At 39.6% G+C, this 25,001-nt stretch carries 19 protein-coding genes and 5 pseudogenes; 12 read left to right on the top strand and 12 right to left on the bottom strand.

The annotated features are described in order from the left end of the window. The gene (locus tag ACJJVX_RS02420) at positions 1 to 2,097 is read right to left on the bottom strand and encodes an LruC domain-containing protein (protein WP_405629926.1); all 2,097 of its coding nucleotides are present in this window, start codon (positions 2,095 to 2,097) and stop codon (positions 1 to 3) included. 334 nt (positions 2,098 to 2,431) lie between these two features. Here ACJJVX_RS02420 and ACJJVX_RS02415 point away from each other — a divergent pair, with 334 nt between their 5' ends. The 4 genes and pseudogenes from ACJJVX_RS02415 to ACJJVX_RS02400 all read left to right on the top strand — a co-directional run. Next, entirely contained in the window at positions 2,432 to 2,800 is a 369-nt protein-coding gene (locus tag ACJJVX_RS02415) for a hypothetical protein (protein ID WP_405629925.1), read from the top strand. A 12-nt stretch (positions 2,801 to 2,812) separates the two neighbouring features. Beyond that, positions 2,813 to 3,508, top strand: a pseudogene (locus ACJJVX_RS02410) (RHS repeat-associated core domain-containing protein); the annotation flags it as partial. A gap of 11 nt (positions 3,509 to 3,519) precedes the next feature. Beyond that, positions 3,520 to 3,978, top strand: coding sequence for a hypothetical protein (locus ACJJVX_RS02405; RefSeq protein ID WP_064435872.1), 459 nt, complete (start codon positions 3,520 to 3,522; stop codon positions 3,976 to 3,978). Positions 3,979 to 4,252: 274 nt separating this feature from the next. After that, positions 4,253 to 4,318 (top strand): annotated as a pseudogene (locus ACJJVX_RS02400) (Mobile element protein); the annotation flags it as partial. 546 nt (positions 4,319 to 4,864) lie between these two features. Here ACJJVX_RS02400 and ACJJVX_RS02395 read toward each other — a convergent pair. Then, positions 4,865 to 5,080: pseudogene (locus ACJJVX_RS02395) on the bottom strand (IS3 family transposase); the annotation flags it as partial. Between the two features lie 92 nt (positions 5,081 to 5,172). Here ACJJVX_RS02395 and ACJJVX_RS02390 point away from each other — a divergent pair. The 6 genes and pseudogenes from ACJJVX_RS02390 to ACJJVX_RS02365 all read left to right on the top strand — a co-directional run bounded on the left by ACJJVX_RS02390 (position 5,173) and on the right by ACJJVX_RS02365 (position 8,295). Then, positions 5,173 to 5,835, top strand: coding sequence for an AAA family ATPase (locus ACJJVX_RS02390; RefSeq protein WP_405630305.1), 663 nt, complete (start codon positions 5,173 to 5,175; stop codon positions 5,833 to 5,835). Between the two features lie 115 nt (positions 5,836 to 5,950). Then, positions 5,951 to 6,301, top strand: a pseudogene (locus ACJJVX_RS02385) (transposase); the annotation flags it as partial. 128 nt (positions 6,302 to 6,429) lie between these two features. Beyond that, positions 6,430 to 6,537: pseudogene (locus ACJJVX_RS02380) on the top strand (trehalase family glycosidase); the annotation flags it as partial. A gap of 163 nt (positions 6,538 to 6,700) precedes the next feature. Continuing rightward, the gene (locus ACJJVX_RS02375; protein WP_054204154.1) at positions 6,701 to 7,393 is read left to right on the top strand and encodes a helix-turn-helix transcriptional regulator; all 693 of its coding nucleotides are present in this window, start codon (positions 6,701 to 6,703) and stop codon (positions 7,391 to 7,393) included. A 36-nt stretch (positions 7,394 to 7,429) separates the two neighbouring features. Continuing rightward, a complete protein-coding gene (locus tag ACJJVX_RS02370) occupies positions 7,430 to 7,879 on the top strand; it encodes an HIT family protein (protein ID WP_405629923.1) in 450 nt (149 codons plus the stop codon). 44 nt (positions 7,880 to 7,923) lie between these two features. Next, on the top strand, positions 7,924 to 8,295 hold the full coding sequence (locus ACJJVX_RS02365; RefSeq protein ID WP_405629920.1) for a hypothetical protein: 372 nt from the start codon (positions 7,924 to 7,926) through the stop codon (positions 8,293 to 8,295). 72 nt (positions 8,296 to 8,367) lie between these two features. On the opposite strand, the gene ACJJVX_RS02360 is transcribed toward ACJJVX_RS02365, so the two are convergent. From ACJJVX_RS02360 to ACJJVX_RS02345, 4 genes are read right to left on the bottom strand one after another with little or no spacing between them, the layout of a single operon-like run. After that, positions 8,368 to 9,153 (bottom strand): CsgG/HfaB family protein, encoded by a 786-nt coding sequence (locus ACJJVX_RS02360; protein WP_405629918.1) that lies wholly within the window; start codon positions 9,151 to 9,153, stop codon positions 8,368 to 8,370. Continuing rightward, a complete protein-coding gene (locus tag ACJJVX_RS02355) occupies positions 9,154 to 9,567 on the bottom strand; it encodes a curli assembly protein CsgF (protein ID WP_054204189.1) in 414 nt (137 codons plus the stop codon). Between the two features lie 16 nt (positions 9,568 to 9,583). Then, positions 9,584 to 9,964 carry a curli production assembly/transport protein CsgE gene (locus tag ACJJVX_RS02350; RefSeq protein WP_405630302.1) on the bottom strand — a complete coding sequence of 127 codons (381 nt, stop codon included), beginning with the start codon at positions 9,962 to 9,964 and terminating at the stop codon, positions 9,584 to 9,586. A gap of 56 nt (positions 9,965 to 10,020) precedes the next feature. Next, a complete protein-coding gene (locus ACJJVX_RS02345; RefSeq protein WP_405629914.1) occupies positions 10,021 to 11,535 on the bottom strand; it encodes a curlin in 1,515 nt (504 codons plus the stop codon). A gap of 577 nt (positions 11,536 to 12,112) precedes the next feature. Here ACJJVX_RS02345 and ACJJVX_RS02340 point away from each other — a divergent pair. Continuing rightward, a complete protein-coding gene (locus ACJJVX_RS02340) occupies positions 12,113 to 14,614 on the top strand; it encodes a S8 family serine peptidase (RefSeq protein WP_405629911.1) in 2,502 nt (833 codons plus the stop codon). Positions 14,615 to 14,658: 44 nt separating this feature from the next. On the opposite strand, the gene ACJJVX_RS02335 is transcribed toward ACJJVX_RS02340, so the two are convergent. The 5 genes from ACJJVX_RS02335 to ACJJVX_RS02315 form a co-directional block, all read right to left on the bottom strand. Continuing rightward, positions 14,659 to 15,180, bottom strand: coding sequence for an ankyrin repeat domain-containing protein (locus ACJJVX_RS02335; protein ID WP_054452218.1), 522 nt, complete (start codon positions 15,178 to 15,180; stop codon positions 14,659 to 14,661). A 105-nt stretch (positions 15,181 to 15,285) separates the two neighbouring features. After that, positions 15,286 to 16,824, bottom strand: coding sequence for a catalase (locus ACJJVX_RS02330; protein WP_405629908.1), 1,539 nt, complete (start codon positions 16,822 to 16,824; stop codon positions 15,286 to 15,288). 180 nt (positions 16,825 to 17,004) lie between these two features. Further along, a complete protein-coding gene (locus ACJJVX_RS02325) occupies positions 17,005 to 17,955 on the bottom strand; it encodes a carbohydrate kinase (RefSeq protein WP_405629905.1) in 951 nt (316 codons plus the stop codon). Positions 17,956 to 18,018: 63 nt separating this feature from the next. Next, the gene (locus ACJJVX_RS02320; protein WP_135474357.1) at positions 18,019 to 20,415 is read right to left on the bottom strand and encodes a TonB-dependent receptor; all 2,397 of its coding nucleotides are present in this window, start codon (positions 20,413 to 20,415) and stop codon (positions 18,019 to 18,021) included. Positions 20,416 to 20,583: 168 nt separating this feature from the next. Further along, complete coding sequence (locus ACJJVX_RS02315) at positions 20,584 to 21,813, bottom strand: sugar MFS transporter (RefSeq protein WP_054452210.1); 1,230 nt, start codon at positions 21,811 to 21,813, stop codon at positions 20,584 to 20,586. A gap of 175 nt (positions 21,814 to 21,988) precedes the next feature. Here ACJJVX_RS02315 and gtfA point away from each other — a divergent pair, with 175 nt between their 5' ends. Further along, positions 21,989 to 23,461 (top strand): sucrose phosphorylase, encoded by a 1,473-nt coding sequence (gtfA, locus tag ACJJVX_RS02310; protein ID WP_405629902.1) that lies wholly within the window; start codon positions 21,989 to 21,991, stop codon positions 23,459 to 23,461. Between the two features lie 373 nt (positions 23,462 to 23,834). On the opposite strand, the gene ACJJVX_RS02305 is transcribed toward gtfA, so the two are convergent. Then, positions 23,835 to 24,866, bottom strand: coding sequence for a LacI family DNA-binding transcriptional regulator (locus ACJJVX_RS02305; protein ID WP_054452207.1), 1,032 nt, complete (start codon positions 24,864 to 24,866; stop codon positions 23,835 to 23,837). Positions 24,867 to 25,001 lie beyond the last annotated feature (135 nt).

Raw genomic sequence — 25,001 nt, 5'->3', positions numbered from 1 at the left:
CTAATTATTGATGACTTTTGATTCACTAAAGGTATTAAACCACGTTGTTTTTTCTGATCCTGATGATTGTGTAAACTCGGAAAAATCAGGGTAAGCACTCAGTAGATCAACGCCCTCTTTAGGATGAGACCAGTTCACACCAATTTCTAATGCCCAAGGTAACCCTTGTGCTGTTTGATAATACATTTCTGAACCACTGTTATCATCGGCTTGACCATATGAGATTGCAAAAGCCTCTGTGGGAGATTGGTTTTTAAGATGTACTTCCCAACCTCTAGCATTGTTAACATCGACAAATGGGCCATGATAAAAACCATTTACAGCAAAAATAAAGGGGTCAAATAATGCGGATGGAGCGCTTTCACTTGCCACAGGTGTAATTAAAGGCACTGTCACTTTAAAGCTAACTTTAGGGCTGTTTTCGCACCCGGATTGTGTTCTAAAATATGTGCATGACGCTGAGGTTTCAAACCAGCTCTTAGTATCAGCCATAACGATTATGATAGCCTCACTACGCCCTGGCTCGATCGCAGAGCTAGTTTGCTGCACACCGTTTATTTCATAACGAATTAAATCTTCATTGATGTTACTAGACAATATTGAATCTAAGCGCACAGCAAAACCGTTATGATAACTTGCCCCAACAGCATTTAACGTGCCCTCTACTGTAAATCTCACAACATCAGAACCCACTAAATCAGTGGTTGTACGGTAATTAACAACAACATCATTAAAGTCATAATCACCCTTTTCAGGCCATAAATCCTCATAAGCCAATGCAACCCAATCATTTGCCCCTGGATAGCTAATACTGGTAATTCCTGGATCTGATATGCTAATTGGGTAATCTTCAACCTCACCATCAGATACCCCGCCAATAGAGCCTATATCAGCTGTTTTTGATACTCTGAACCTTGACCATGTATCACCTACAAATGCATTACTTGGAATATCTACTAATATTGCATTTAACCCTTCAACCAATAAGTGCTGGCTTATCGCTTGCGTATCATCAAACTTGCCATTGTTATCCCAATCAAACCAAGCGTTTAAATAACCTTCTTTTGATGCTTTAACAATAATTAAACTATCAAGGCCAGCCTCTAAGGCTGTGACAAATTGAACGCCATCATCGCTATCATCTGTAGATTTAGGTACAGGTTCGCCATTGACAATATCACCTAGAAAAATGCCATTTTCATCAAATTCATGTCTTGCACCGTTATCAGCTAATGAAATGCCATAGCTAGTTGGCGCATCACCAAAATCAATCGTGGTGTCATCTTCATCTATGATCGGTGCTGTTGCACACCTTGCACCATCGTTATTAGAAGAGCTTGGCCCGTAAGCAAACAGCGTTGCATTAGGTGATGCTGCTGAAACATCAATTCTGAAAACATGACCATCACTATTTCTGCTGATATAAAAATTACCATCAACATCAAAATAAACTGCACCAAATGTACCGGACACTCCCACATTACCTAAATTGGTTGATACTGCGGTTGAGCCATCTTTTTGGATAGTTATTTTATGTAAATTACCATTACTATCAACACTATAAGCACGGTCTGCGTTAGGGTTTGAGTCTGCATCAGGGTGAAATGCTAAATCAAAGATGTTTAAATTGAGTAAATCTCCAGAAACAACCAGATTCATAATTAAGTAGTCGCTACTACTTTCATCTAAATCAGTACGATAAAGGCCATAGCTAGCGCCTTTTCTATAGCTGTAGTAATAATTTTGTTGAACAGAAACGTCACCAACATAAAAGTTAGTGCTTGCGGGTGTGTTAGCAACTGCTAATGGAATCATTTGAAAGTCGTTGCCAATTTTTACTATGGTTGCTGCGTCGTATCCCCAGCCATATAAATATCGGTCATGTAGATTAAATCCCAACCCATTGATTTTGCCAGTAGTGCCTAAATTATCACTTAAAACAGCATTGCTACCAGTTGCTAAGTTAACACCATATAATTTAGCAACTGACTCTTGTACTAAAAAAGCTTTTGACGGACAAGTCGTAAAAGGATCTGCGTGTAAATCCAAACTCAATAGAGCCAAAGTGACAGCTACATAAAGTTGTTTAGTTTTCATATAAAGACTCCAATGGGTAAGCTACTTTGGAAGTGCATTACTCAAGCCAACTTTTTTTATTATATACTTCAAAGTGTTGTGGCATTGCTGATCAATGTTTTTGCAATTTGCGATACGAATTGCGACTCAATTACTCAACTAGGTTTGCTTTGTATCCGCCTGATATTCCAGTTAGATAGCTCAACTCTGAGTAATACAGTTAACAGCGCGCAAGGGGTAATGTTATTCCTGATGAGTAATTAGCAGCTAAAAATATATACTTGTCATTTTTATTTAAGTAAAACAATTGATTAAAAATGTTATTTTATAAAATCGCTTAAGCAGTGTAACCGGCGTGAGTGGTCGGTATGGCTCAATAGGCTATGATACCCGCGGAAATATTACTAACAACGGCGCATATAGTTTAGATTTTAATGCGGCCAATCAACTTACCACAGCGAAAGGTAATAGTTATTTATATGATGGTCACAACCGCCGCGTAAAACAGAGCGATGGCAATGGCACCAGCTATTCAATGTACAGCCAAGGTGGTACATTACTGTACAGAGAAAAAGGCGAGACCATAACAGGCAACGGCACTAACTATATTTACTTAGGTAAAAAACTGATTGCCAAGTACGGAGACGTAACACCGCAAACAGTGAATGAAAGCCGTCAGCACAGCCGCCCATTTGGTGAATCGATAGAAGCACCCAAAGATTAAGTAGGGTACACAGGGCATAAATTCGACACCGACTTAGGGTTGAGTTATATGCAGGCACGATACTATGATCCAGTTATAGGTCGGTTTTACAGTAGTGATCCGGTTGGTACTTTAGAGCATTTATCTGGGTTAGGTGGTATTCACGGATTTAACAGATACGCATATGCAAATAATAACCCATACAAGTACGTAGATCCTGATGGGGAAGCTGTTATTTATGCTGGATTTACTGGAGGCGGAAATGCTGGGGTTAGCGGTGACAATGCCGGTGGTGTTTTCTTCGACGTTTCGTTTGACGGAATCAAATTTGGAACTTATACCTCGCATGAAATAGGTTCTTCTACTGGAACACCGTCAGCTGGCGCTGGTTTTGAAATGGGGGCAATGACAGGTGGATATGAAACCGCGTTAAATGGTGAGTATATGATTGCAGGAGGACAAGGTGGTGCTGGAGCTGTTGGTACAGTAGCTGGTAACACAACATTGGGGCCAACCCCTGAGGTTGGTGTGCAATTATCTCTCGAAGAAGGAACACCGCAAGCTAACGGGTTTATCCACACTGGTACAGGGCAAGCCACAGTGGTAGGTTCCTTAACTGGGCAAGATGTTAGTAATGGCTTGCAAAGCGCAGGTCAAGCAATACAGTCTACTATGGGTGCTATCGCCACCAATATTCAAGAAGGACTAGATATAGATATGGGGATGTAAATAACTTCGGTATGAATGATAAAGATACAAAAATATTAAAGGTTGTTGGAGCTTTGACTGTTGCAAGCTTAATTGGATATCAAACATTATCTAGTTCATTTGATAAAAATGCTGCTATTTCCGATTTGAAGGAAATGGACTTAAAAGAAGTAGCTTTAAAGGCTAGCATGAAAGGCAATAGTCTTAGATCAACGAGAAATACAACTATACTTGATGAGGTTGAAGTTTGTTTGTCAGAAATGACTAAAATTCCTAACTACCGATTTGGAGAAGAGGTGAATTGGGAAGTAGTTAGCTTTATTGGAGATAATACGATCCACAATATTTCTTATGCAGAATTGTCCTCAGGTGAGATTGCTCTGGGGGCTGAGTATATTTTAACCAATGTAGAAGCTGGGGAATCTACAAACCTTGGTGGAGGAAGGGGAGTATCTTCCGAATGTCTTGGTGAAATATTTAAAAAGTTTTAATGTAAATAAAGATGACATATATGGTCACTCCGCCTGAGTCAAATTTTCAGGTGGTTTTTTATTCTTTTACAGTACATTTTTGTTATTACATGATGATCACCGCGCCAGCGAGTTTTTACTAATAAAGGTAACGGTCCTATGACATATATCCGGCGTCTAATGGCTATTTCGTTGCCGCGCCCTAAATTAATAAAGATGACACCCATCCTAAAGTTTGTATTTTTCATATTTTTTACTGGCTTTTAATTAGTATTAGAAATGAACAGGTTGATGCATGGCAACTGCAAGAAAGCGCCAAGTAAGTTTGGTTGATACAAAGTATTATCACTGCATTTCACGTTGAGAAATAAAGATTGTACTCATCCTAAAAAAAAAATAAAAAGGACACCCATCCTAAAGTTTGTATTTTTTGCAAACAAAGATGACACCCATCCTAAAGTTTGATACTTGAATGCAAGAAGAGATAAACTTTTAGCCCAAAAGAGTAAACTTAGTAGCGCAGTTTTGAAATAAACAAAGATGACACCCATCCTAAAGTTTGATACTTGAATGCAAGAAGAGATAAACTTTTAGCCCAAAAGAGTAAACTTAGTAGCGCAGTTTTATTTACTCAATTAAAGTGGCGGTCTAGTTTATTTCGTATTAAAAAGGCATTTTCGCTAATTACGAATAATTATTATATGTTATAGTTTAGATATATATTAAGTGCTCATTGCTTTTACAAAAATAGGAATTTAACAGTTGTTTTTGAATGAAATAATCCTCGAACGCGAAAAGGTCAAAAACTGGGATCAATATCCATTCAATATTGCTTCAATATCTAATTTTAGTAAATTAACATTTCCGTCAAACGGTGTTTGTCAAACTAGTTGTCGCGATCACTACGTTATGCACTCTCCACGTTGACGATTTCACGTTCGGGGTTTAGGTGCACTTTTTCTGGTAAATCCCAGTTGCGGATGTCACCACTCCATCGCTCAGGCGTTTGCTCCTTAGCACGTTGATACACTTCTTTTCTCTTTGCCAACACTTCACTTGCCACCCCAGAATGTCTTTGGTGAGGGGTTATATATTTAATACCGCTATGTTTGTGGTTAAAATTTATTTGGAGGCATCATCTTCTGAAGAGCCGACTCTTTGCTTTGCGCTGAATAATGTTTCATTGTTACTCCACACCCTCTATTTAATGGTTAAATATTAAGCGCGACAACTAGTCTGACAGAGAGGGCAAACGTAACCTTCTTAGTTGGCGAAAATGGAAGTGGGAAATCGACTATCATAGAAGCTATTGCTATTGCTTTGGGGTATAACAGTGAAGGTGGTACTAAGAATTTTAACTTTTCCACTCAGCATACGCACTCAGAATTACACGATTATTTAAAACTAAAATTTTTTCTCTCAAGGCCTAAAGATGGTTTTTTTTATCGTGCGGAAAGTTTCTATAACGTAGCTTCAAATATTGACGAATTGAATAGGTATGGTCTGAAATCATTGTTACCTAGTTATGGGGGGAAATCATTGCATGAACAGTCTCATGGCGAATCTTTTTTAAGCTTAATATTGAACAGGTTTTCAGGAAATAGTATGTTTATTTTGGATGAGCCGGAAGCTTCACTTTCACCGACTAGACAAATGACTTTTATGGCAATTATAAATGAGCTAGTTAAAAATAATTCACAATTTATTATTGCTACACACTCACCTATTCTCCTTGCTTATCCAGGAGCTAGTATTTATCAAATATCTGAGTCCGGTTTTGAGTGCGTTGATTATAAGGACACTGAAGCGTATCAAATAACACAAGCTTTTTTAAAAAATCCAGACCGTATGTTCAGAGAACTTTTCAAATCAGATTAAAATAACCTGCTTTACGAAATGTTAGTTAAAAAATACTAAAGAGTACATACCCCTCTCTGTCAGACTAGTTGTCGCGCTTAATATTTAACCATTAAATAGAGGGTGTGGAGTAACAATGAAACATTATTCAGCGCAAAGCAAAGAGTCGGCTCTTCAGAAGATGATGCCTCCAAATAATATAGCAATAGCCCAATTATCTATCGAGATGGGTATTGGTGAATCAACCTTGTATAATTGGCGAAAACAAGCAATCGATAAGGGGCATTTAGTGCCAGGTAATGGAAAGAATGCTGAGCAGTGGTCATCAGCAAATAAATTTTCAGTCGTGTTGGAAACAGCCTCTTTAAATCAAGCTGAGTTAGCGGAATATTGCCGAAGTAAAGGTCTTTATGTGGAACAAGTATCGGCTTGGCGAAATGCGTGTATGGATGCAAACGCTAACGTTAAAGAGCAGGAAAATAAACAAACAAAGATGACACCCATCCTAAAGTTTGATACTTGAATGCAAGAAGAGATAAACTTTTAGCCCAAAAGAGTAAACTTAGTAGCGCAGTTTTATTTACTCAATTAAAGTGGCTGTCTAGTTTATGCGAACCAGATAACCGTGCTGGTGGCGGTGAATACAGTGTACAGCAAAGGTTTGGCTGGACAAATGGCGTGACTTCGCGGTTTTATAGGTTAGTCTTTTTGGCTGGTTCTTAATAAACTATATTTGTAGAGTATATTACTTTGCGGTCTCAATCTAAATAGCTAGACGTCTATCCTTGTAAACACTATATATATCATAGTATTAATCAATAGATAACGGTTGAATGTTGTTATTTAATTGGGTATTGTGAATAAAATATTTCAAGGACGAAAGCAGATGATTCAACCGACTTCTGTATTTATAAAAACAGTTCAAAACGTACGCCCTCAAACACAAAGCTACTCTTACTTGATAAAAATACTAGAGGCGTTTTTTGGCAAGGTTAAAATGGAAGACTGCTTGCCGCATACGAGTGAGCGCCATGATTTTGACCTTTATTTAGTCGACAGTGCCGGCAGTAATTGGCAAGATTTAGTGCCCGCTGATTTAATTATGCTAGCAAAATTACGCCCTGTTATTGTTTTTAATGCTAATCCTGATGCAACATGTGAAAAAAACCTATTGCTTAATAATTTTAAAGGTGTGTTTTATGATCATGACGCACCAGAAAATGTATTTAAAGGATTAGTCCGCATAATTAATGATGAATTGTGGTTTAGCCGTAAGATCATTTCATCTACTTTCATTGAAATCCTCGCGATGGTCACAAATAATGAACAGTCAAATACCCTCAATATCGATAGCACACACGAGCAATTAGTTAATTTAACTAAACGTGAAAAATCAGTTATATACTTACTAGCTCAAGGTGCCAGTAATCATGATATTGCTGATCGATTAAATATCAGTGATCACACGGTGAAAACGCACCTGTATAGTGCGTTTAAAAAAACCAGCTCACGTAATCGTATTGAACTTGCTAATTGGGCACAGCGTTATATGGCGGTTAGATTGCCGTTGCATGATTAAATGCTTTTTATAGTTATTGAGTAGATAGGAAATAGCATGAATACGTGTATTTTTTGCGATATTGTCGCTGGCAAAGAACCTTGCCACAAAGTGTGGGAAGACGATGAACATTTGGCTTTTTTAACTATTTACCCAAACACGAAAGGGGCCACGGTTGTGATCCCTAAACAGCACCTTTCAAGTTATGCCTTTGCACAACCGGATCAAGTTCTTGAAAAACTTATAGTCGCAACTAAAAAAGTAGCGCTTATTTTAGACTCTGTACTCGATGGAGTAGGGCGAACAGGTATGTTTTTAGAAGGCTATGAAATTGATCATCTACATAGTAAATTATCACCTATGCATGGTACGGGAAGTGGATCTGAATTTCATCATATAGAACCAACATTCGGGCCCTTTATAGAAAAATATGAAGGCTATTTATCATCTCATGATTACGAGCGTGCTGATGACAGCGAACTTGCTGTGTTAGCCAAGTTACTTTAAGATCATGTGCCACGTTTTAGTTGTTAGATTACTGAAGGATCATTATGTTAGAGGCAGCTGCACTTTTATTGTTATTTTGCGGAATAGTTCACTCATACTTGGGTGAAAAGTATATTTTGATCCGCTTATTTAAACGCGACAATTTACCAAAATTACTTGGCAGTGATTGGTTTACAAAGCGTGTATTACGTTTCGCTTGGCATTTAACTACCATTGCTTGGTGGGGATTTGCGGCGATCATCTACTTTATACTGTACCCAAGTGGCAATTATAGCATTGATATTCTGCACATTATTGCTGTGGTATTTATCCTAAGTGGTATTATGTCGCTAACGTTTACCCGAGGTAAGCATTTTTCGTGGATATTCTTTTTTTGCATCGCAGGATTATGCATTGCAGTTGGTAATAATTACTAGCGAAGATTATCTATTTAGATACAGCCTTGGCAATAGATTTAACTATTTACTAAGGCTGTTGTTGGGGAAAGATTAACTACGCTTTGTTGCCCATATTCCTTTATCAATGCCTTTAATGACTAAATCGCTGAGGGCTTTTTCAATTGCCTGAGTGACGCAAATACTCATTGGCTCGTTATCGCTGTAGCCTGCTTCAGCTTCGGCTAAACGTTTGTAGCTGACATAACGGAAAAAGCCTGCCCGCATTTCTTGGCTAAGTACTTTTTTGCTTGTAGCAACCGAAAGTAAAACTTGTCCTGTACGTACATCTACGGCACGTAAATAAATAGAGATTGCATCTTCTCGGTATAGCTCTGATGCGCCAATGCCAAAATATTCCATGCCAAATCCACCTGTTTTTACATTGGTGTCGTAGCTAATAATACCCCCTTCTAAGATTATTTTTGCCGTCGTTAAAGGTGGGAGTTCAACAGCATTGGGTTGATCTGCTTGAGAAGCGCGAATGATTTTTCGCTCTGTTAGTATATTTTGTAAGCCTTCTCGTTCAACAGGGATAAACCAATTAGACTCATGCAGTGCTTGCATTAAAATTGAATTTGCACCTTGCGTGACGGCGGTAGAAAATGAACTCACATTCCCTTGTGGTTTATACTGACCTGTTTGATCGCGAAACGAATACACAGAAACGGCAATGCTACCTGCTGGCTTAGGGAGTTGTTGCAGTGCTGTAAAGGTATCAGTAGGTGCTAAAGTAGCGGCTAACTCTTTAGATGGTGGGATCAAGTGGCCCACATTACTACATGCTGATAAAAGAGCAGATAATGCAATGGCAAATGCTGTAATTGATAATTTTTTCATTTAGCTAAACCTCGGGACTTCAATAACTACAATGCTGCCATCAGTGGTGTTGGTAATACGTACTGTTATTGAATCAACAGTACTAGTGATCACTTGAATCTCATAATCCCCGCTTAAGAAAATAGAATCTTGATTAAAAATACTGTCATCAATATCCTCGCCAAAAGCAATATCTGTGATTTCACGTACCATACGATTTAAATACGTACGCTCTAAGGAATCTTGAAATTTTTCAGCATAACTTTGCTCTATAATCGGGGCTTTATGTTTATTTTGTGATTGCGCTTTATTGAGCAACATATTAGCGTTTAATGGGCTACCGCCAAAACTAGGGTTTATTGGGGTATAGACAAGCTCGGTTGCACACAAGGTGAAAGAAAAAACCGTTGTAATAATTGTTATTATATATTTCATAAAATTGGGAGTCATTTTACCATCCGTTTTTTGCCATATCTGGCGAAGCTTTGTGTAAATTTGAGCGTGCCATTGCATCCATAACGCCATAGAGTGCGTGCTCAACGCGATCACTAATTGGTTCAAGTCGACGTCCTAAATAGGTTACGTAAACAGTTTGATTATTCATCATAAGGGTAAGTTGAGTGCCAGCGCGAGGTAACACAGTTTCTTTTATTTCGACGTTAAAACCCGCAGTTGAAGGGAGATCGCGCCATAAGTTAGAAAATTCAAAATAAAATTGATGACCAAAGCGGCTAATACTGCGATCAAGTACCAAACCATCTATTTCTAATTCATCAGTACCATGTGAAAAAGCGCTGTAGGTCAATACACACAGCAAGCTAAATGAAGTCATAAGTGTTTTAATTAACATGGTATAACGTATAGGGGGGCGATAACCCCCCTATATCCTTACTCTTGTGTAATGGTTGCTGTGTTGAAATCACCTACTTGGGTGATGATCACAGAACTATTTGAGTTAATGATTGATCCTTCAACAAGGTTACCGTTACCTACTTGAGTAACTTCGAAATTGATATTATCGCCGCCGATAATAAATGCGCCGCTACCAATTCCAGCCACCATATTCATGTCGCCTTCTTGGGAAATATCGATTGAATGGTTATTACCTTCCATTACTAAATCAATCGCATTGAGTTCACCGTTTTGAGAAAAATCAACGCTGTTGTTATTGCTATCAATTACGCTACCAAAAGTAACAACTGCTTCATTCGCAGTGCCTAGTTGGTAAATGTTGATGTCGTTGTTATTTGATGCAATTGTAGTATCTGGGTACGAAGACTGAATTAACGCGGTATTCATATCACCCGCTTGAGCGAGGTCTACATCATTACCTTCGCCATTAAAGTTGGCAATGTGTGCGCTATTTTCATTACCAATTTGGTTACTCATGAATTCGTTATTTGAACCAATAACACCTAAATATGTTTCATTTGTAGAACCGTTTTGTACAACGGTGAGTTCGTTATTATCACCAACAACATCAGCGCCAACTTGGTTGTCATTTTGTTGTTGATTTACTGATACTTCATTATCAGTGCCTGCAAATAAATCAGAAGTAAATACGTTGTTATTACCTTCTTGATCTATTGAGAGTCTATTGTCATCGCCTTCTACATCAGCGAAAGTTGCTTTGTTAGAATCACCGGCTTGCTCTACTTCTAAGCGGTTATCATCACCACGCAGTGAAGTGATTGTAACGTCATTGAAATTACCATCTTGGTCGATTGAAAGCTCATTTTCGTTGCCAACAAGCTCGTCAATTGCAAAAGCATTAAACAGACCAATTTGATTGACTTCAACTGAGTTTTCATCACCGCTGATCAATGCAATTTTTGCTTCGTTTAATAACCCTGATTGTGATGCGCTAAGAGTATTATCGTTTCCTTGTAAGTCTAGATTATAGAACCAATGGCCACCGTCTTGTTGCGTAACTGCAACATCATTGTTATCACCTTGGATGATGTTGATAGCTTCATTATTAATGCCAAAAAAGCCACTGCCATATTGTGCGACATCAATCGTGTTGTCGTTACCTGTTACGTCTGATAATGCGCCATTGAGTTCACCGTCTTGGCTGTGGCTTAACGTATTGTTGTCACCGACAGTATAAGTTAGTGATAGATTTTGAATTTGTTTTTGATCGACCGCAATACTGTTGTTATCGCCTAAACTTTTTACGTTAGCCTCAAGGCCATCGCCTTGTTGTGTTACGGTGGCATCATTGCCTATACCTTGTAATGATGTTTGTTCAATTGTTAGAACATTTCCTACCGCAGTACTTGAGACTTGGCTTGCTAGTACCGAAGTTGATTGATTTTTATCTTCTATATTTGCGTGTGCAACAAAGCTTGAGCTCAACGCAACTGCGATTGCACATGTTAATAAAGATTTTTTCAATGTCATGATTTTTCCTTAACTTATAATTATTAGCGCAGTGACTTGATGGGTATACCGCCAATTCCTGCATTGTGTTCGGCATGCCTTGCCGATTTAAGTTTTGTAATATCAAGAGCAAAATACTCATTCATCAAAGAGGTGAAGAGTTATGTTGATGGCGGTGCTGTATTGTGTGTTATTTAAAAGCGAGCCGAAATCAACTGACGATTTACTGTATTGTGTTATCGAAATGACTTAAATCATCTTTTTTTAGGGTTTTTATTTTCATTTAATTTCAAAGACTTAATTTGATGTTGCTAATTTGTTAAGTTTTTGTTGTTGGTAACTGGTAAAAAATGATGAGACTGGCGTAGTCGAGCAGCTATAGATTTACCAGTAAAAATGAATGGGTTTTCTTGAAGGTTATGGGTAAAACCCATGTTAAAGAATGGTTTTACAGTTGCGGTCATAATTTTTCTTGTGTGTTTTCTTTTTTGTGGTCATTTATTGATCTTGCCATGTAATATTTTTCAAAGTAGTGAAGTTAACAAAACTTAGTTGCACTTTTGCATTGAGTTAATTTTTCTAACTATGGATACAGTAAATGAAAACTAAATTATCTATTTTAAGCTTGGCTATTTTGCCATGTCTTGCAGCAGCACAAGTAACGAATATTTCTGCGCAGTCTTCTATTCAAGCGAGCCAAGACTCATTGTTAGTCATGTATAAAAAAGGTACGTCACAGGCTATTCGGTTACAAGCGCGTAGTTTGGTAAAGGCTAAAATCAGTGATTTGAATAAAGATGGAGTTGATGATAATTATTCGTCTATTTTGTCAGGGCGTTTAGCTAAGTTTGAAGTAACAGGAATGAGTACCAAAGAGGCTATCAAGCTACTACAAACGCATAGCGCGATTGAGTATGTTGAGCCCGATTACCGTGTAAGTATTGCTAATACACCCAATGATCCTGATTTTTCACAATTATGGGGCCTCCATAATGAAGGACAAACGGGTGGTACTGCTGATGCCGATATTGATGCATTAGAGGCATGGTCTATTACCACGGGTGGTAAAGATGTTGTTGTGGGTGTAATTGATACTGGTGTTGATTATAGTCACAGTGATTTAACTGCAAACATGTGGGTTAACCCAGGTGAAATTGCAGGTGATGGTATTGATAATGATAATAACGGTTATGTTGATGATATTTATGGTATTAATGCGATTACTAGTGCAGGTGATCCAATGGATGATCAAGGCCATGGTACGCACGTGTCAGGTACTATTGGTGCCACAGGTAATAACAATAACGGGGTAGTGGGTGTAAACCATGATGCTGCAATTGTTGGTTGTAAGTTTTTGGACGCACAAGGTAGTGGTTCAACTTCTAATGCAATCAAGTGTATTGATTACATGGTGGGTTTAAAAAATGACGGTGTAAATATTCGTGTGCTTAATAATAGCTGGGGCGGTGGTGGCTTTAGTCAGGCACTTGCTGATGCGATCACAGCCAGTGAACAAGCCGACATCCTTTTTGTTGCAGCAGCGGGTAATGATGCTGTTGATAACGATCAAAACCCAAGCTATCCGGCAAATTATGAGCACGAAAGTGTGTTATCCGTAGCTAGTACTGATAGCCGCGATAATATGTCTGATTTTTCACAATGGGGTGCAACTACTGTTGATTTAGGCGCGCCAGGTAGCGCCATTCTATCAACTGTCCCAGGTAATGGTTACGCAAGTTATTCAGGTACGTCAATGGCAACACCTCATGTTGCGGGTGTGGCTGCATTGGTATTATCGATCAATCCAGATCTTTCAACCAGTGAGCTCAAACAACTGTTAATGGACAGTGGTGATGACAATGCACAACTGCAAGGTAAAACCGTATCGGGTAAACGCTTAAACGCGAACCAAGCGTTAGAGCAGGCAGATCCTACGCCGAGCTTTAAATTATCAGTTACGCCAAGTTCTCAGCAAATAACCGCGGGTGATGTGGCAACCTATACATTTGAGATTGGGTCAATCGCGCAGTGGGATGGTGTTGTTAACCTTGAACTTGTGGGTGATTTAGCTGGTGCCAGTTTATCTGCTAATACTGCTATGCCAGGTGAAGCTATTACATTGTCAGTACCTACTCAAGAGTCGACGCAATGGGGGGGCTATAGCTTTACTGTGAATGCGTCTTCAGGCGAACTGGCGAAGCAAAAATCGGTAAGTTTATTAGTTGATCCTGTTGGTTTAAATGACTTTACTTACAGTAACGACACATCTATTGATATTCCTGATAGTAATGTTGATGGGATAGATTCCGTGATCACCGTTGCTGACCCATTAACGGTATTTGCAACGCAAGCGAATATTGATATTTCACACACATATATCGGTGATTTGGTTGTAACGCTGACTTCACCTGCAGGTACTGCAACAACGCTTCATAGTCAAACCGGAGGCGGAGCTGATGACTTAGTACAAAGCTATACACTTGCTAATTTTAATGGTGAAGTAGCAACAGGTGATTGGACTCTCCATGTTGAAGATACGCTTTCAGCAGACACTGGCACATTAAACAATTGGTCTATTACTTTTAGTGCCATTGGTGAAGTGAGCCCTCAACCTCCGCAAGCAGGTTTTGAGTTTGACACACAAGGCCTGATGGTGACTTTTAACAACACGAGTACTGACAGCAATAATGATATTGTTAGTTGGGCATGGGATTTTGGTGACGGTGATACATCAACAGACAGCAGCCCTGTACATACATTTGCACAAGCTGGTAGCTATGAAGTGCAACTGACAGCCACTGACAGTGAAGGACTCACCGATACATTCACACAAACAGTGGTAGTAACTGATGTTGAAATTGAGCTGTCACTAAAACGAGCTAATAAAACACGCTTGGGTACGATGCGAGTTGATCTTACTTGGCCAACAGTCGCTGCAGAGCAAGTGAGCATATACCGTAATGGTGAGTTACTAGACACAGTATCTGACAATGGTCGCTATCGTGATTTTGAGCGTAACGCAACATTAGATAGTTACGACTATCAAGTATGTGTTACTGAGTCAGCATGTTCGAACACAGTGACAGTTACATTTAACTAAAACTTTTGAACTGTTCAAAGCCCAGTTTCCCCGCTGGGCTTTTTTTATGGTTGGCTTTTGTCATTAGTTGCTGCTAATAGTTCAATTACATGTTGTTGGCCAAAGGTATGTGCAAATTGTTCAGCTGTTTGACCTGCGTTGTTTTGGTGTGCGTTGTCGCAATCAAGTGATACGAGTGTTTTAGCGATACTAAATTCACCTCTAAAAATTGCAGCCATAAGCGCTGTGTTACCACGGTTATCTTCTAAACAGGCATTAGCGCCTAAGTGTAAAAGCGTGTTGACAGTGTTTTTATTGCCATGATAAGTGGCAATCATCAACGCGGTGTAGCCTTTAATGTTATAGCTATTGATAGGAATACCAGCCTCTACAAATTGTTCAATTACGTCGGTATCGTTGGTACGTGCTGCGGCAAAGTAGTAAGCGAGTAAACTATCGTACTGTGCTTGTGGCGAGTTGTGGTTTTCAGCTTGCGTACTCGTTATTTGTGTATCTGTTGTATTTTGAGCATTAACACTATTGGTAAAGCTTATTAATACAGTTGCTATAATTAATAAATTACGCATAACAGTCGCCTTTTAAAAAGAGGAGGGAGTTTACTCCCTTCCTCATAGTTGTGGTTGCTTATATAAGTGTTCGTTTAGTTGGGACTAACTTAAACAACAGGCTATTTACAAGGTAGCTGCAAGTTGTTTAACCATTTTAATATCGCCTTTTACAGCTTTTGTTAAACGTGTACCGTACTCACTGTCTGCTTTGTAGAAGTGGCTAAGCATTTTGTGTTTAACACTGCTGTTTTGCACTTTTCCTAAATCGCCTGCTAGGTTATTAATTAAATTTGTACGCTCTTGTTTACTAAAACCACGGTATAAAACACCTGCTTGAGCAAAGTTTTGTTGCTTTTTAATCGCGGCCTGTTGTACATAACCTTTCAGCTGCGTTTGGCTTCTACGGGCAATTGGGTTTTCAGCTACATTTTCGTGGCTTGGTTGGTAGTTCACATTACTTGTTGTGTTGCCGTAGTTCATTGCGCCGTCTTGGTTGTAGTTAACTACATTCACTTTTGCACGGTTTATTGGCAATTGCTGGTGGTTAGCACCCAAGCGGTACATTTGTGTATCTGAGTACGAAAATACACGCCCTTGTAATAAACGGTCTTCAGATGGCTCTATACCCGGAATAATATTGGCAGGGGCCATTGCAACTTGTTCAGTAGATTGAAAAAAGTTAGTTGGCATACGGTTTAAGGTCATAGTACCGACTTTGGTTTCTTTGACATCTAACCACATTTTAGTGGCGTCTAATGGGTTGTAATCAAAGTCATCAAGTTGTGATGGATCTAATGTTTTAATGTAAAGATCCCATTTTGGAAAATTACCTTTGCCTATTTCGGTGTATAAATCACGGGTTAAATGCTGGAAATCTTGGCTTTGTACTTTTGCCACGGCTTTAGCGTCTAAATTATCAATACCTTGCTGGCTTACCCAATGAAATTTAACGTATTTTACATCGCCCGATTTATTAATCATTTTGTAAGCATGTACGCCCCAGCCATCCATTTTACGCAGGCTTGCTGGCGTACCGTAATCACTGTAAACCCAAGTTAGCATGTGTGTTGATCCTGGCTCATACGAAAAAAAATCAAAAAATCGATTTGGATCCTGAATATTATCAACAGGAGATGGCTTTAATGAATGCACCATATCTGGAAATTTAATGGCATCTCGAATAAAGAATACTGGCAGGTTATTACCCACTAAATCCCAGTTCCCTTCATCAGTGTAAAATTTGGTAGCAAAGCCTCGTGGATCACGCAGTGTCTCAGGGCTTCCTTTTGAGTGAATAACCGATGAGAAACGTACAAATACGTCAGTTTCTTTACCCGCTTCACTAAATGGGGCTGCAATAGTTAAATCATCTAATTCTTTACTCGCAACAAATACCCCATGCGCACCAGTGCCACGTGCATGAACTACGCGTTCAGGTATACGTTCACGAGCAAAACGTTGCAGTTTTTGAATTAACTGAACGTCTTCAAGTAATACGCTGCCGTGTTCACCGGCGGTGATAGAGTTTTGATTATCGCCAACTGGCGCACCGTTGTCTTTGGTTAATGTTGTGCTGGCACTTGTTGGAAGCGCAATGGCTAAAGCAAGTGCACTCAGTGTTAGTGCTGGTTTATTTTTAATTTTGTTTAATTGAGTATTCATAGTCGACCTCATGTATTTTTAGCGCTTGCGCCTCGCAAGCTTTTTAACTGAGCTCAGTGTATGTAATGAACGTCGTTCGGTAAAATTGATTGTTTAGATTGGTGTGATTTGTATTTTGAATGTATAACTACGAAGGTTGTGTAATTAAAAAGGCCTCATCAGGCCTTTTTAGGTAAAAACTTAGTCGATTAAAGTCTGCTTAGAGGGTAATGCAGGGAAAGCGCCTTTGATTAAACAGGCTTTCGAGCCACATTTAAGGCCAAAACTCAGCGCTTCTTTCACATAGTGACTGTGGTTTAACTTTTCAGTTAATTCAACTGCTGTATGGACATGGTTTAAGTGATAGAGCACGCCTGCAATAAAGGCATCGCCTGCGCAAGTTGTATCAACAGGCTTAATTTGGGGGGCCGGTTGTTCGATAACGAATGTTTGATGATAGACTTTAGCTGGGTTAGCACCGTCAGTTAAAAACACTAAGGTGACGCCTTCATCTAACAGTAACTGAGTGTATTCTAATGGCGAAATAGCAGCTTGCTTTGCTAAAAACGTTAATTCCTCATAAGACAATTTAACAACATCGCAAAAACGGTAACAAGCAAACACACGATCTGCTATATCAGCAGTGTCTGACCACAAACTGTAGCGTAAATTAACATCAAAACTCACTAATATGTTATTGGTATTAGCGGCCTGTAATGCGCTCAATGTCGTCGTGTTAATGTTGCTGTGAGTCAATGTGTTAGAACAAAAATGAAATGTACTCAATGCTGACCAATTTATTTTATCAATATGTGCTTTAGTTACTAACAAGTCCGCAGTGTTATGACGATAAAAATTAAAACTACGTTCACCCACTTCGTCCAGGCTGACAATAACAAGCGCTGTTTGTGCCTTTTCGATGGTAAATAAATACTCGGTATCGACTTGATAATGATCGAGTGAGCGTCGCAATTGACGTGCAAAATGATCATCGCCCATGCCACCACAAAAATAAGCGTTACCGCCTAATTTTTGATACCCAACAGCGACATTTGCAGGTGCTCCGCCAGGGATAGGTGCGTAGGCACTATTGTCATTATCAACCGGCAGCATATCTATCAGTAGTTCGCCAAAGCTCAATAATTTTTTCATGTGTTAATACCTTAAAAAGCCCAGCAAAATAGCTGGGCACTCAACAAGGGAGAGAGTATTCGTTTAGTTAAATAAGTACTTTAACGTTAATGACGTTGTACGACCATTGATGGCGCGGGCACGAATAATATTATTATCTGGAACGCTGCCTTCCTCAGCTTCAGTAATTCCAACAGTATCGAACAGGTTGTTTACGTTCAAAGCAAGGTTAAGGTTTTCAGTTAGATCGTAGCTTACAAAGCCATTGACCTGCGTGTAGCCGTCAAATTTAAGATCATTATTATCCTGAGCATAGGCGTCAGTGGTGCCAATAAAGCTCATGCCAGCAGAACCTTTGTTAAAGTTGTAACGGGCCATCAATGAATAAATAAAGTCAGCTTGACGGCGTGGTGTATTACCCACAACTTCAGGTGTTAGCGCATCTTTTGCAATTTCAGCATCGGTCCACGTAAAGTTACCGCGAAAATCCCACGCATCTAAAAAGTAGGTGGATTCAAGCTCAATCCCTTTTGCTTCGTATTCACGATCAAAGAACTTTTGTGATGTCGCTTCAAAATTTTGTTCTTCTGTTTCAGCATAGAATGCGGTTGCGAATACTGAGAGTGAATCAAAACGCTTTTTAACACCAAACTCGTATTGGTTTACCTCATCAACGGCGTCTTCATCAGCAACAGAGCCATCTGCTTGAACTTTACCAAACAATAAGCGGTCAGCATTGGCGCGGCCACCTTGGCTAATACGTGCAAATGCAGCAAGACTTGAGTCAATTTGATAATTAGCGCCGACAGAGTAAGAAGTGTAGCTCCAGTCGTAATCAACTATACTTGGATTACTGATATCAATACCGGCAACATTTTGTTCTGGGATTGAAATCGCTCCATCACGATTCATATCAACGGTTGATGTTACAGCGCCAGCATAAGTACCTCGTGCTTCACCACTGTCATAACGAGCGCTGGCATCAATGCTTACATCACCAAGCTTGGTTGAAAAGGCAACATACGGTGCGCGGGTTTCGTAATCAGTGTCGTAGTTACGTTGGCAGCAATTACCCCAAAAAGGAGTGCCATAGGCATATAATCCACTATCAGAATAGCTATCGCCATTTTGTGCAAAAACATCAAGGAGCGCTGCATTATCGCCTTTTAGCTCCATAAGGTATGAGTTCCAAAGCCACGACATACTAATTGTTTGGCTCGATGCATAATAGCCAAGGGTTACGCTGGTATCGTCGCTGAGCTCTTTGGTTAGTTTTAAGTCATTGACGATTGAGCCAAAGTCATTCATGGTGACATCGAAGGTATGAATACGCATTGCAAGGTCGTCTGTAAAGGCTTGCCCTTTTGAACCGCCCGTTGCGTAGTTTAATGTTGCGCCACTGCCCGCAATACTTGCGGCAATATCACCTGCGTTACCAACTTCTGCGGGGATCAAAGAAGTAAAGTTACCGCTAACGGATGATTTTCTAAAGCGGTTTTCAATACGCCAATCGTTGTCTAAATCAAACACGGCTTCAAAGCCAACTGCGTCGACTTGCGGGTTCATGCCGTTGCGCATATCACCGCGGCTAATTTGGTTATTACCATCTAAGCGAGTGGTAGATAGAAACTGTGCTGAATGTGGCGTGTCTGTTTGTGCATCGAACCCTTTAATTGAGCTACCATCAGCGTACATTGGCATTGGTAAGTAGCCAATGCTTTGGTCGTCTAAATGCTTGTAATAAAGGCGAACATAGCCTGAATCAAATTCTTTTGTCAGGTTTGCTTTGATTTGACCGCCTTTGTTAGCGGTATAACCCGCTTCACGAGGGCCTTCACCTTGACGAATAAAACCGCCCACATGAAAGCGCACACTGTCGTTTAAGTAAGTACCGTATTCAAAATCAGTTCGTAACGAGTCATAATCAAGTCCAATTGTGGTCGCAACAGAGCCAGACTCTTCTTCACCTGTTTTTGAAATAATATTAATAATACCGCCAGGGGCATCACTGGCCGCGGTAGAAGCTGACCCGCCACGAATTGACTCCACCGTTTGTACTGTGCTGTCTAATCGCATAAAAATGTCGGCGTTACCAAATGCAACATCGCCAAACTGCATAATAGGAAGGCCATCTTCTTGGAGTTGCAAAAATTTTGCGCCCCCAGAGGCAACAGGTAAACCACGAACAGCAATATTTGCATTACCTTCACCACCGGTCGATTCTGAACGAACACCCGGAATGATTCTAAAGGCTTCTGCTGTTGAACGAGGAGTTGCAACTTGAATCTCATTCAAAGAAACACTGCTAACTGAAACGCTTGAAGCCATGATAGTAGTGCGTCTTGGTACACCGGTTACGACAATGGTTTCAAGGCCTTTTTTAGCTTCGGTCTCTTGCTGTGCTTCTTGCGCATATAAACCTTGGCTAACAGCTAAAGCAAGTGTGCTTAGTAAATAAAGTGTTGTGTTGTGTGTTGTCATAATATGCCTCGTTGATTACTGACCCAATGGGCTTGTTATTTTTACTTAATCGATTAAGTAAAAATAACAAAGATTTTACATTAAGCAACTTATTTTTGTATTTAAATGTTTGTTTTTTGCTCTTTCATTGTTTTTAAACGACTTTTTATATTACTTTTTTGCACCAAATTAATCGTGTTGTGCGTTAATGTGATGCAATGCCTGCGCTGAAGGGTCTTTAAAGTAGTTATATAACATAGCGACAAAGAGCAATATTGCAAAGCCTGTTGCTAGAATAAAGCCATATTTTACATGTCCAAACATGTCACTAATCATACCCATAAACAGAGGCGCTAAAGCCGCTGACAAGGCGGTAAAAAACAAAATAACACCCGCAACGGCACCATGTTGTTGCACCGCAAAGCATGAAATACCCTTAGAGTTTAGTGTTGGGTATACCATCGACATGAACAAGCCTGAAAGAGGCAACAGCAGGACTGCTGCATTGACGCCTCCTATCAATGTTCCGATATAACAACCAGCTATCCCTAAGCTTAGCCAAACCATGACACTTTGCCAGCTAAAGCGGTTAAGTAACCACACGGCGATAAAACGGCCAGCGGCACGCAGGATAAAAAAGATAGTCAGAGCATATGTCGCCATCAGTGTCCATGATCCTGTGTAATCTGCGAGTAAGGTCGGCATCCATACATAAATAGCCACTTCAGTTGCCACATACAGTGCGATAGCTAATGAAAAGCCCAGTGCATAAGGGTTTTTCACCATCTTCATGGTGGTTGCAAGTGAGGTTGGTTTTGCTGTGGTTTTTACGACGGGTGGGTAGTCAGCACGCCAAGCAAGTACAGCTAAAATTAAGCACATAATACCTGCAATGACATATAAATAAGTCCAACTTACTTGTTGGGTTAGTAAAAAGCTCACTAAAGCTGGGCCAACAATAGCGCCTATACCAAAGAACCCTTCTACCTTATTCATGGTTTTTGTATGCTCGTTATTACTTTGTGAAATATCGCCAAGTAGCGCCAGTGCACCTGTTTTAAATAAACCGATGGCTAAGCCTATTAAGCATAAAAGTAATACAAAAATAATGAAGCTGCTGCTAACGGCAAACAAAAAACAGCTGATAGAAAATAGTAATAAGCCCAACATAATAGTTTGTTTGCGGCCAAAGCTATCAGCTAAAAACCCAAGGAAAAGCCCGCTTAGAGCGATTAAAGCCATGGGAGCATAATGAAATGCACTGGCTTGTGTCATCGTTAGGTTAAATTCTTTTATAAGCTCAGGGATGATCATGCCAACTGCATCTGAGGTCATAGCAAACATAAAGAACATCATATATGTGAGCCAACGTATGTGTTGCAATGAAGTATTGCTAACGAGAGTGTGCGTTTTATTCATCTTTATATCCTCGTTAGGTGATTAAGCATTTTTATAATTAACTCAGTACATTAATTATAAAATGATAGTTTAACCATCCCGTTTTTGTATCAAAGTTGTAAAAACTTCTTGTAAAAATTGGTTTCCTAGTTAAAGATATATCTTAATCGATTAAGATTCAACTTGGTATTTACACATGATGAAGAATAAAGTTCAACTGATCACCTATGCAGATCGCATCACAGGACAAGGCATCAATGCTTTATCCGATTTACTCAATGGCCCGCTAAAAAATGTGTTTGGTGGTGTACATCTACTGCCTTTTTATAATCCAATAGATGGCAGTGATGCGGGGTTTGACCCGATAGACCATAGTGCTGTTGATGAGCGAATTGGCACATGGCAAGATATTCAAGCGTTAGGTGAACACTATGATTTAATGGCTGACTTAATTGTAAATCATGTTTCAGCACAGTCTTTTCAGTTTAAAGATGTATTAAAAAATGGTAAGAAATCAGATTACTGGGATCTATTCTTAACAAAAGAAGATGTATTCCCTGGTGGTATGAGTGAACAAGAGCAAAAAGCAATCTACCGTCCACGTCCAGGGAGTTGTTTTACGGCTATTACCTGTGAAGATGGGGAAACGTATGAGTTTTGGACAACATTTACTGATAATCAAATAGATATCAATGTAAAGTCAACGCCAGGTATTGAGTATTTAGATAATGTTTTGACAAAGTTTTCGCAGAATAATGTCAATATCATCCGCTTAGATGCCGCAGGTTATGCGATAAAAGAAGCTGGAACTAACTGTTTTATGCTAGATCAAACTTTTGATTATTTAGATAAGTTATCAGCACAGGCTAATGATTTAGGCATGGAAACTATTGCTGAAATTCATAGCCACTACCAAACACAGGTTGAAGTCGCTAAACGCGTTAATATGGTATATGACTTTGCATTACCACCGCTGATTTTGCATAGCTTATTTACTAATAATAGCGATGCATTAGTGCAATGGCTTAAAATTTCACCTCGAAACTGCCTAACCGTGCTTGATACACACGATGGCATTGGCATTATCGATGCCGGTCCTATGGGCGAGAAGCCGGGCCTTTTAAATGCGGCGCAAATAGATAACTTAGTCGAGACTATTCACGCAAATAGTAATAACCAAAGTCGCCAAGCGACTGGGGCTGCTGCGAGTAATGTCGATTTATATCAAGTTAATTGCACCTATTATAATGCCTTAGGCGCGAGTGATTTTGATTACTTAGTTGCAAGAGCAATCCAGTTTTTTGCCCCAGGTGTGCCCCAAGTTTATTATAGCGGACTGTTTGCTTGTGAAAATGATATGACATTATTGGCAGAATCAAACGTGGGTCGCGATATTAACCGCCCGTATTTAGATGCCGATATCATCTGTGAATCATTAGCAAAGCCAGTGGTTAAAGGGCTTCTTAAATTGATTACTATTCGCAATACACATAACGCATTTAATGGCGAGTTTAGTGTTACAGGAAACACAAATAGTTGTTGCCTAAAATGGCGTAAAGATGACAATGCTATTGAATTCAAAATAAACTTTGAAACTCGTGAAGCACTCATCATTGAGCATACCTCATCAGAGCAAGTACTTACTTCGTTAAATGATTTATTAGCTTAATGAGAGCTCAGACAGTGCGTGTGGTTACCTTTGAAAATTAAACAGGTGTTAACCTTGAAAGGTTAAGGTATGTGACCTTTCAAGGTTGAATTTACAGCAGTCTGTTTGTTCTTTAGGCAAGGTAGCGCCTATGTAGTGTGGTTATTCGCCATAAATAGGCGATAACACAGCATTAATGTCAAACAGGCGCTGCTCAAAAGGTTTTGCCTAAGGCGATTTACTCTTTGTTGCCTACATGGAGGGTGGTAAAAGGCGTGAACAGAACGCGGAAGCTTTGCTTGGTTTTGATGTAGCCCACAAGGTTACGAACCTGACGCCGCGGTTAAATCGCCCCTAGTTTGAGCAAATTTTAATCCGCCAAAGTCAACAACCCCTAGCCACTTTGACCCAATTGCAGTTCGTGGTTAATGAGTGCTTTATTTTCTTCTTTGGTAATAAACAAATTAGCAGCTAATGCGCCTTTTTCTTCACTGTTTTGGTGGATTGTAGTTAACTTGGGTACGAATCGCTGCGCTTCATCAATGCCATCAAACCCCACAATTCTTATATCGTCAGGAATTGTTAGGCCCATTTTAATCGCTTCTCGCATTGTCGCAAGGGCGATAAGATCGCTCATACACAGCATGACTGAAGGGCGAGGTAGGCAGCTCAGCGCCTCTTTAGCAGCAATACTTGCATAGCGCTCAGTACTTTCAGGAATATTCCAAATGCGATCTTCCCCAATGGTAATATCTTGTTCTGCTAAGGCTTTTTGATAGCCGCGTAATCGTTGGTGCGCGATTGATTGCCCAGCTTCAAATTCATGGTGTTCATATACGCGGCATAATACATTTTCATCGAGCAAACGCAGGCCTAAAATAGCGACTTGGTCATCTTTATGTTGCAGGGCATGTTTTGCAACTTCGTAGCTAGCTTGTTCATTATTTATATTTACAGAGGCATTGCGGCCTATGTCAAAGTCAACAGTCACCACATGTTTAGGCACAGTTTTTAGTTGTTCTACTAAGAGCTGGTTTCGTGGGCGGCCATAGCAAATAAAGCCATCAACAAAATCAACCACACTGTTTAAATTGTCACTATTGCCAGAAAACAATAAAAGATTATTGCCGCTTTTTTCTAGCACAGACGCGACCCCTCTCATAAAACTACTCGCCACCGGATCTGACACCATATATTCAACGCTATCAGGAAGCACTAACGCAATAATATTAAATTTACCTCGGCGTAGAGACTGAGCGGCTTTGTTCGGACCAAAATATCCCAACTCTTTACATGCCGCTAAAATTGATTCTCTGCGATTTTTAGATAATTGATCCGGGCGGTTAAACGCATTTGACACTGTGGCATTTGAAACACCTAATTCTTTTGCAATACTTTTTAGTGTCCAATGGTTTTTTGTACTCATATAACCTACTCAAACGAGGATGTTGATTGAAAGAGTAAATTACCATACTAGGCTTTAAATCAAAGCACTAATTCTATGAAAAACGCCGGTTTAGGGTTCCTGTCTATGTTTATTCAACCCCTTTGAAAAAAACAA

It is taken from the genome of Pseudoalteromonas sp. Ld20, assembly GCF_045064175.1.
Lineage (GTDB): Bacteria > Pseudomonadota > Gammaproteobacteria > Enterobacterales > Alteromonadaceae > Pseudoalteromonas > Pseudoalteromonas neustonica.
This window is presented reverse-complemented; position numbering and strand designations above follow the sequence as displayed.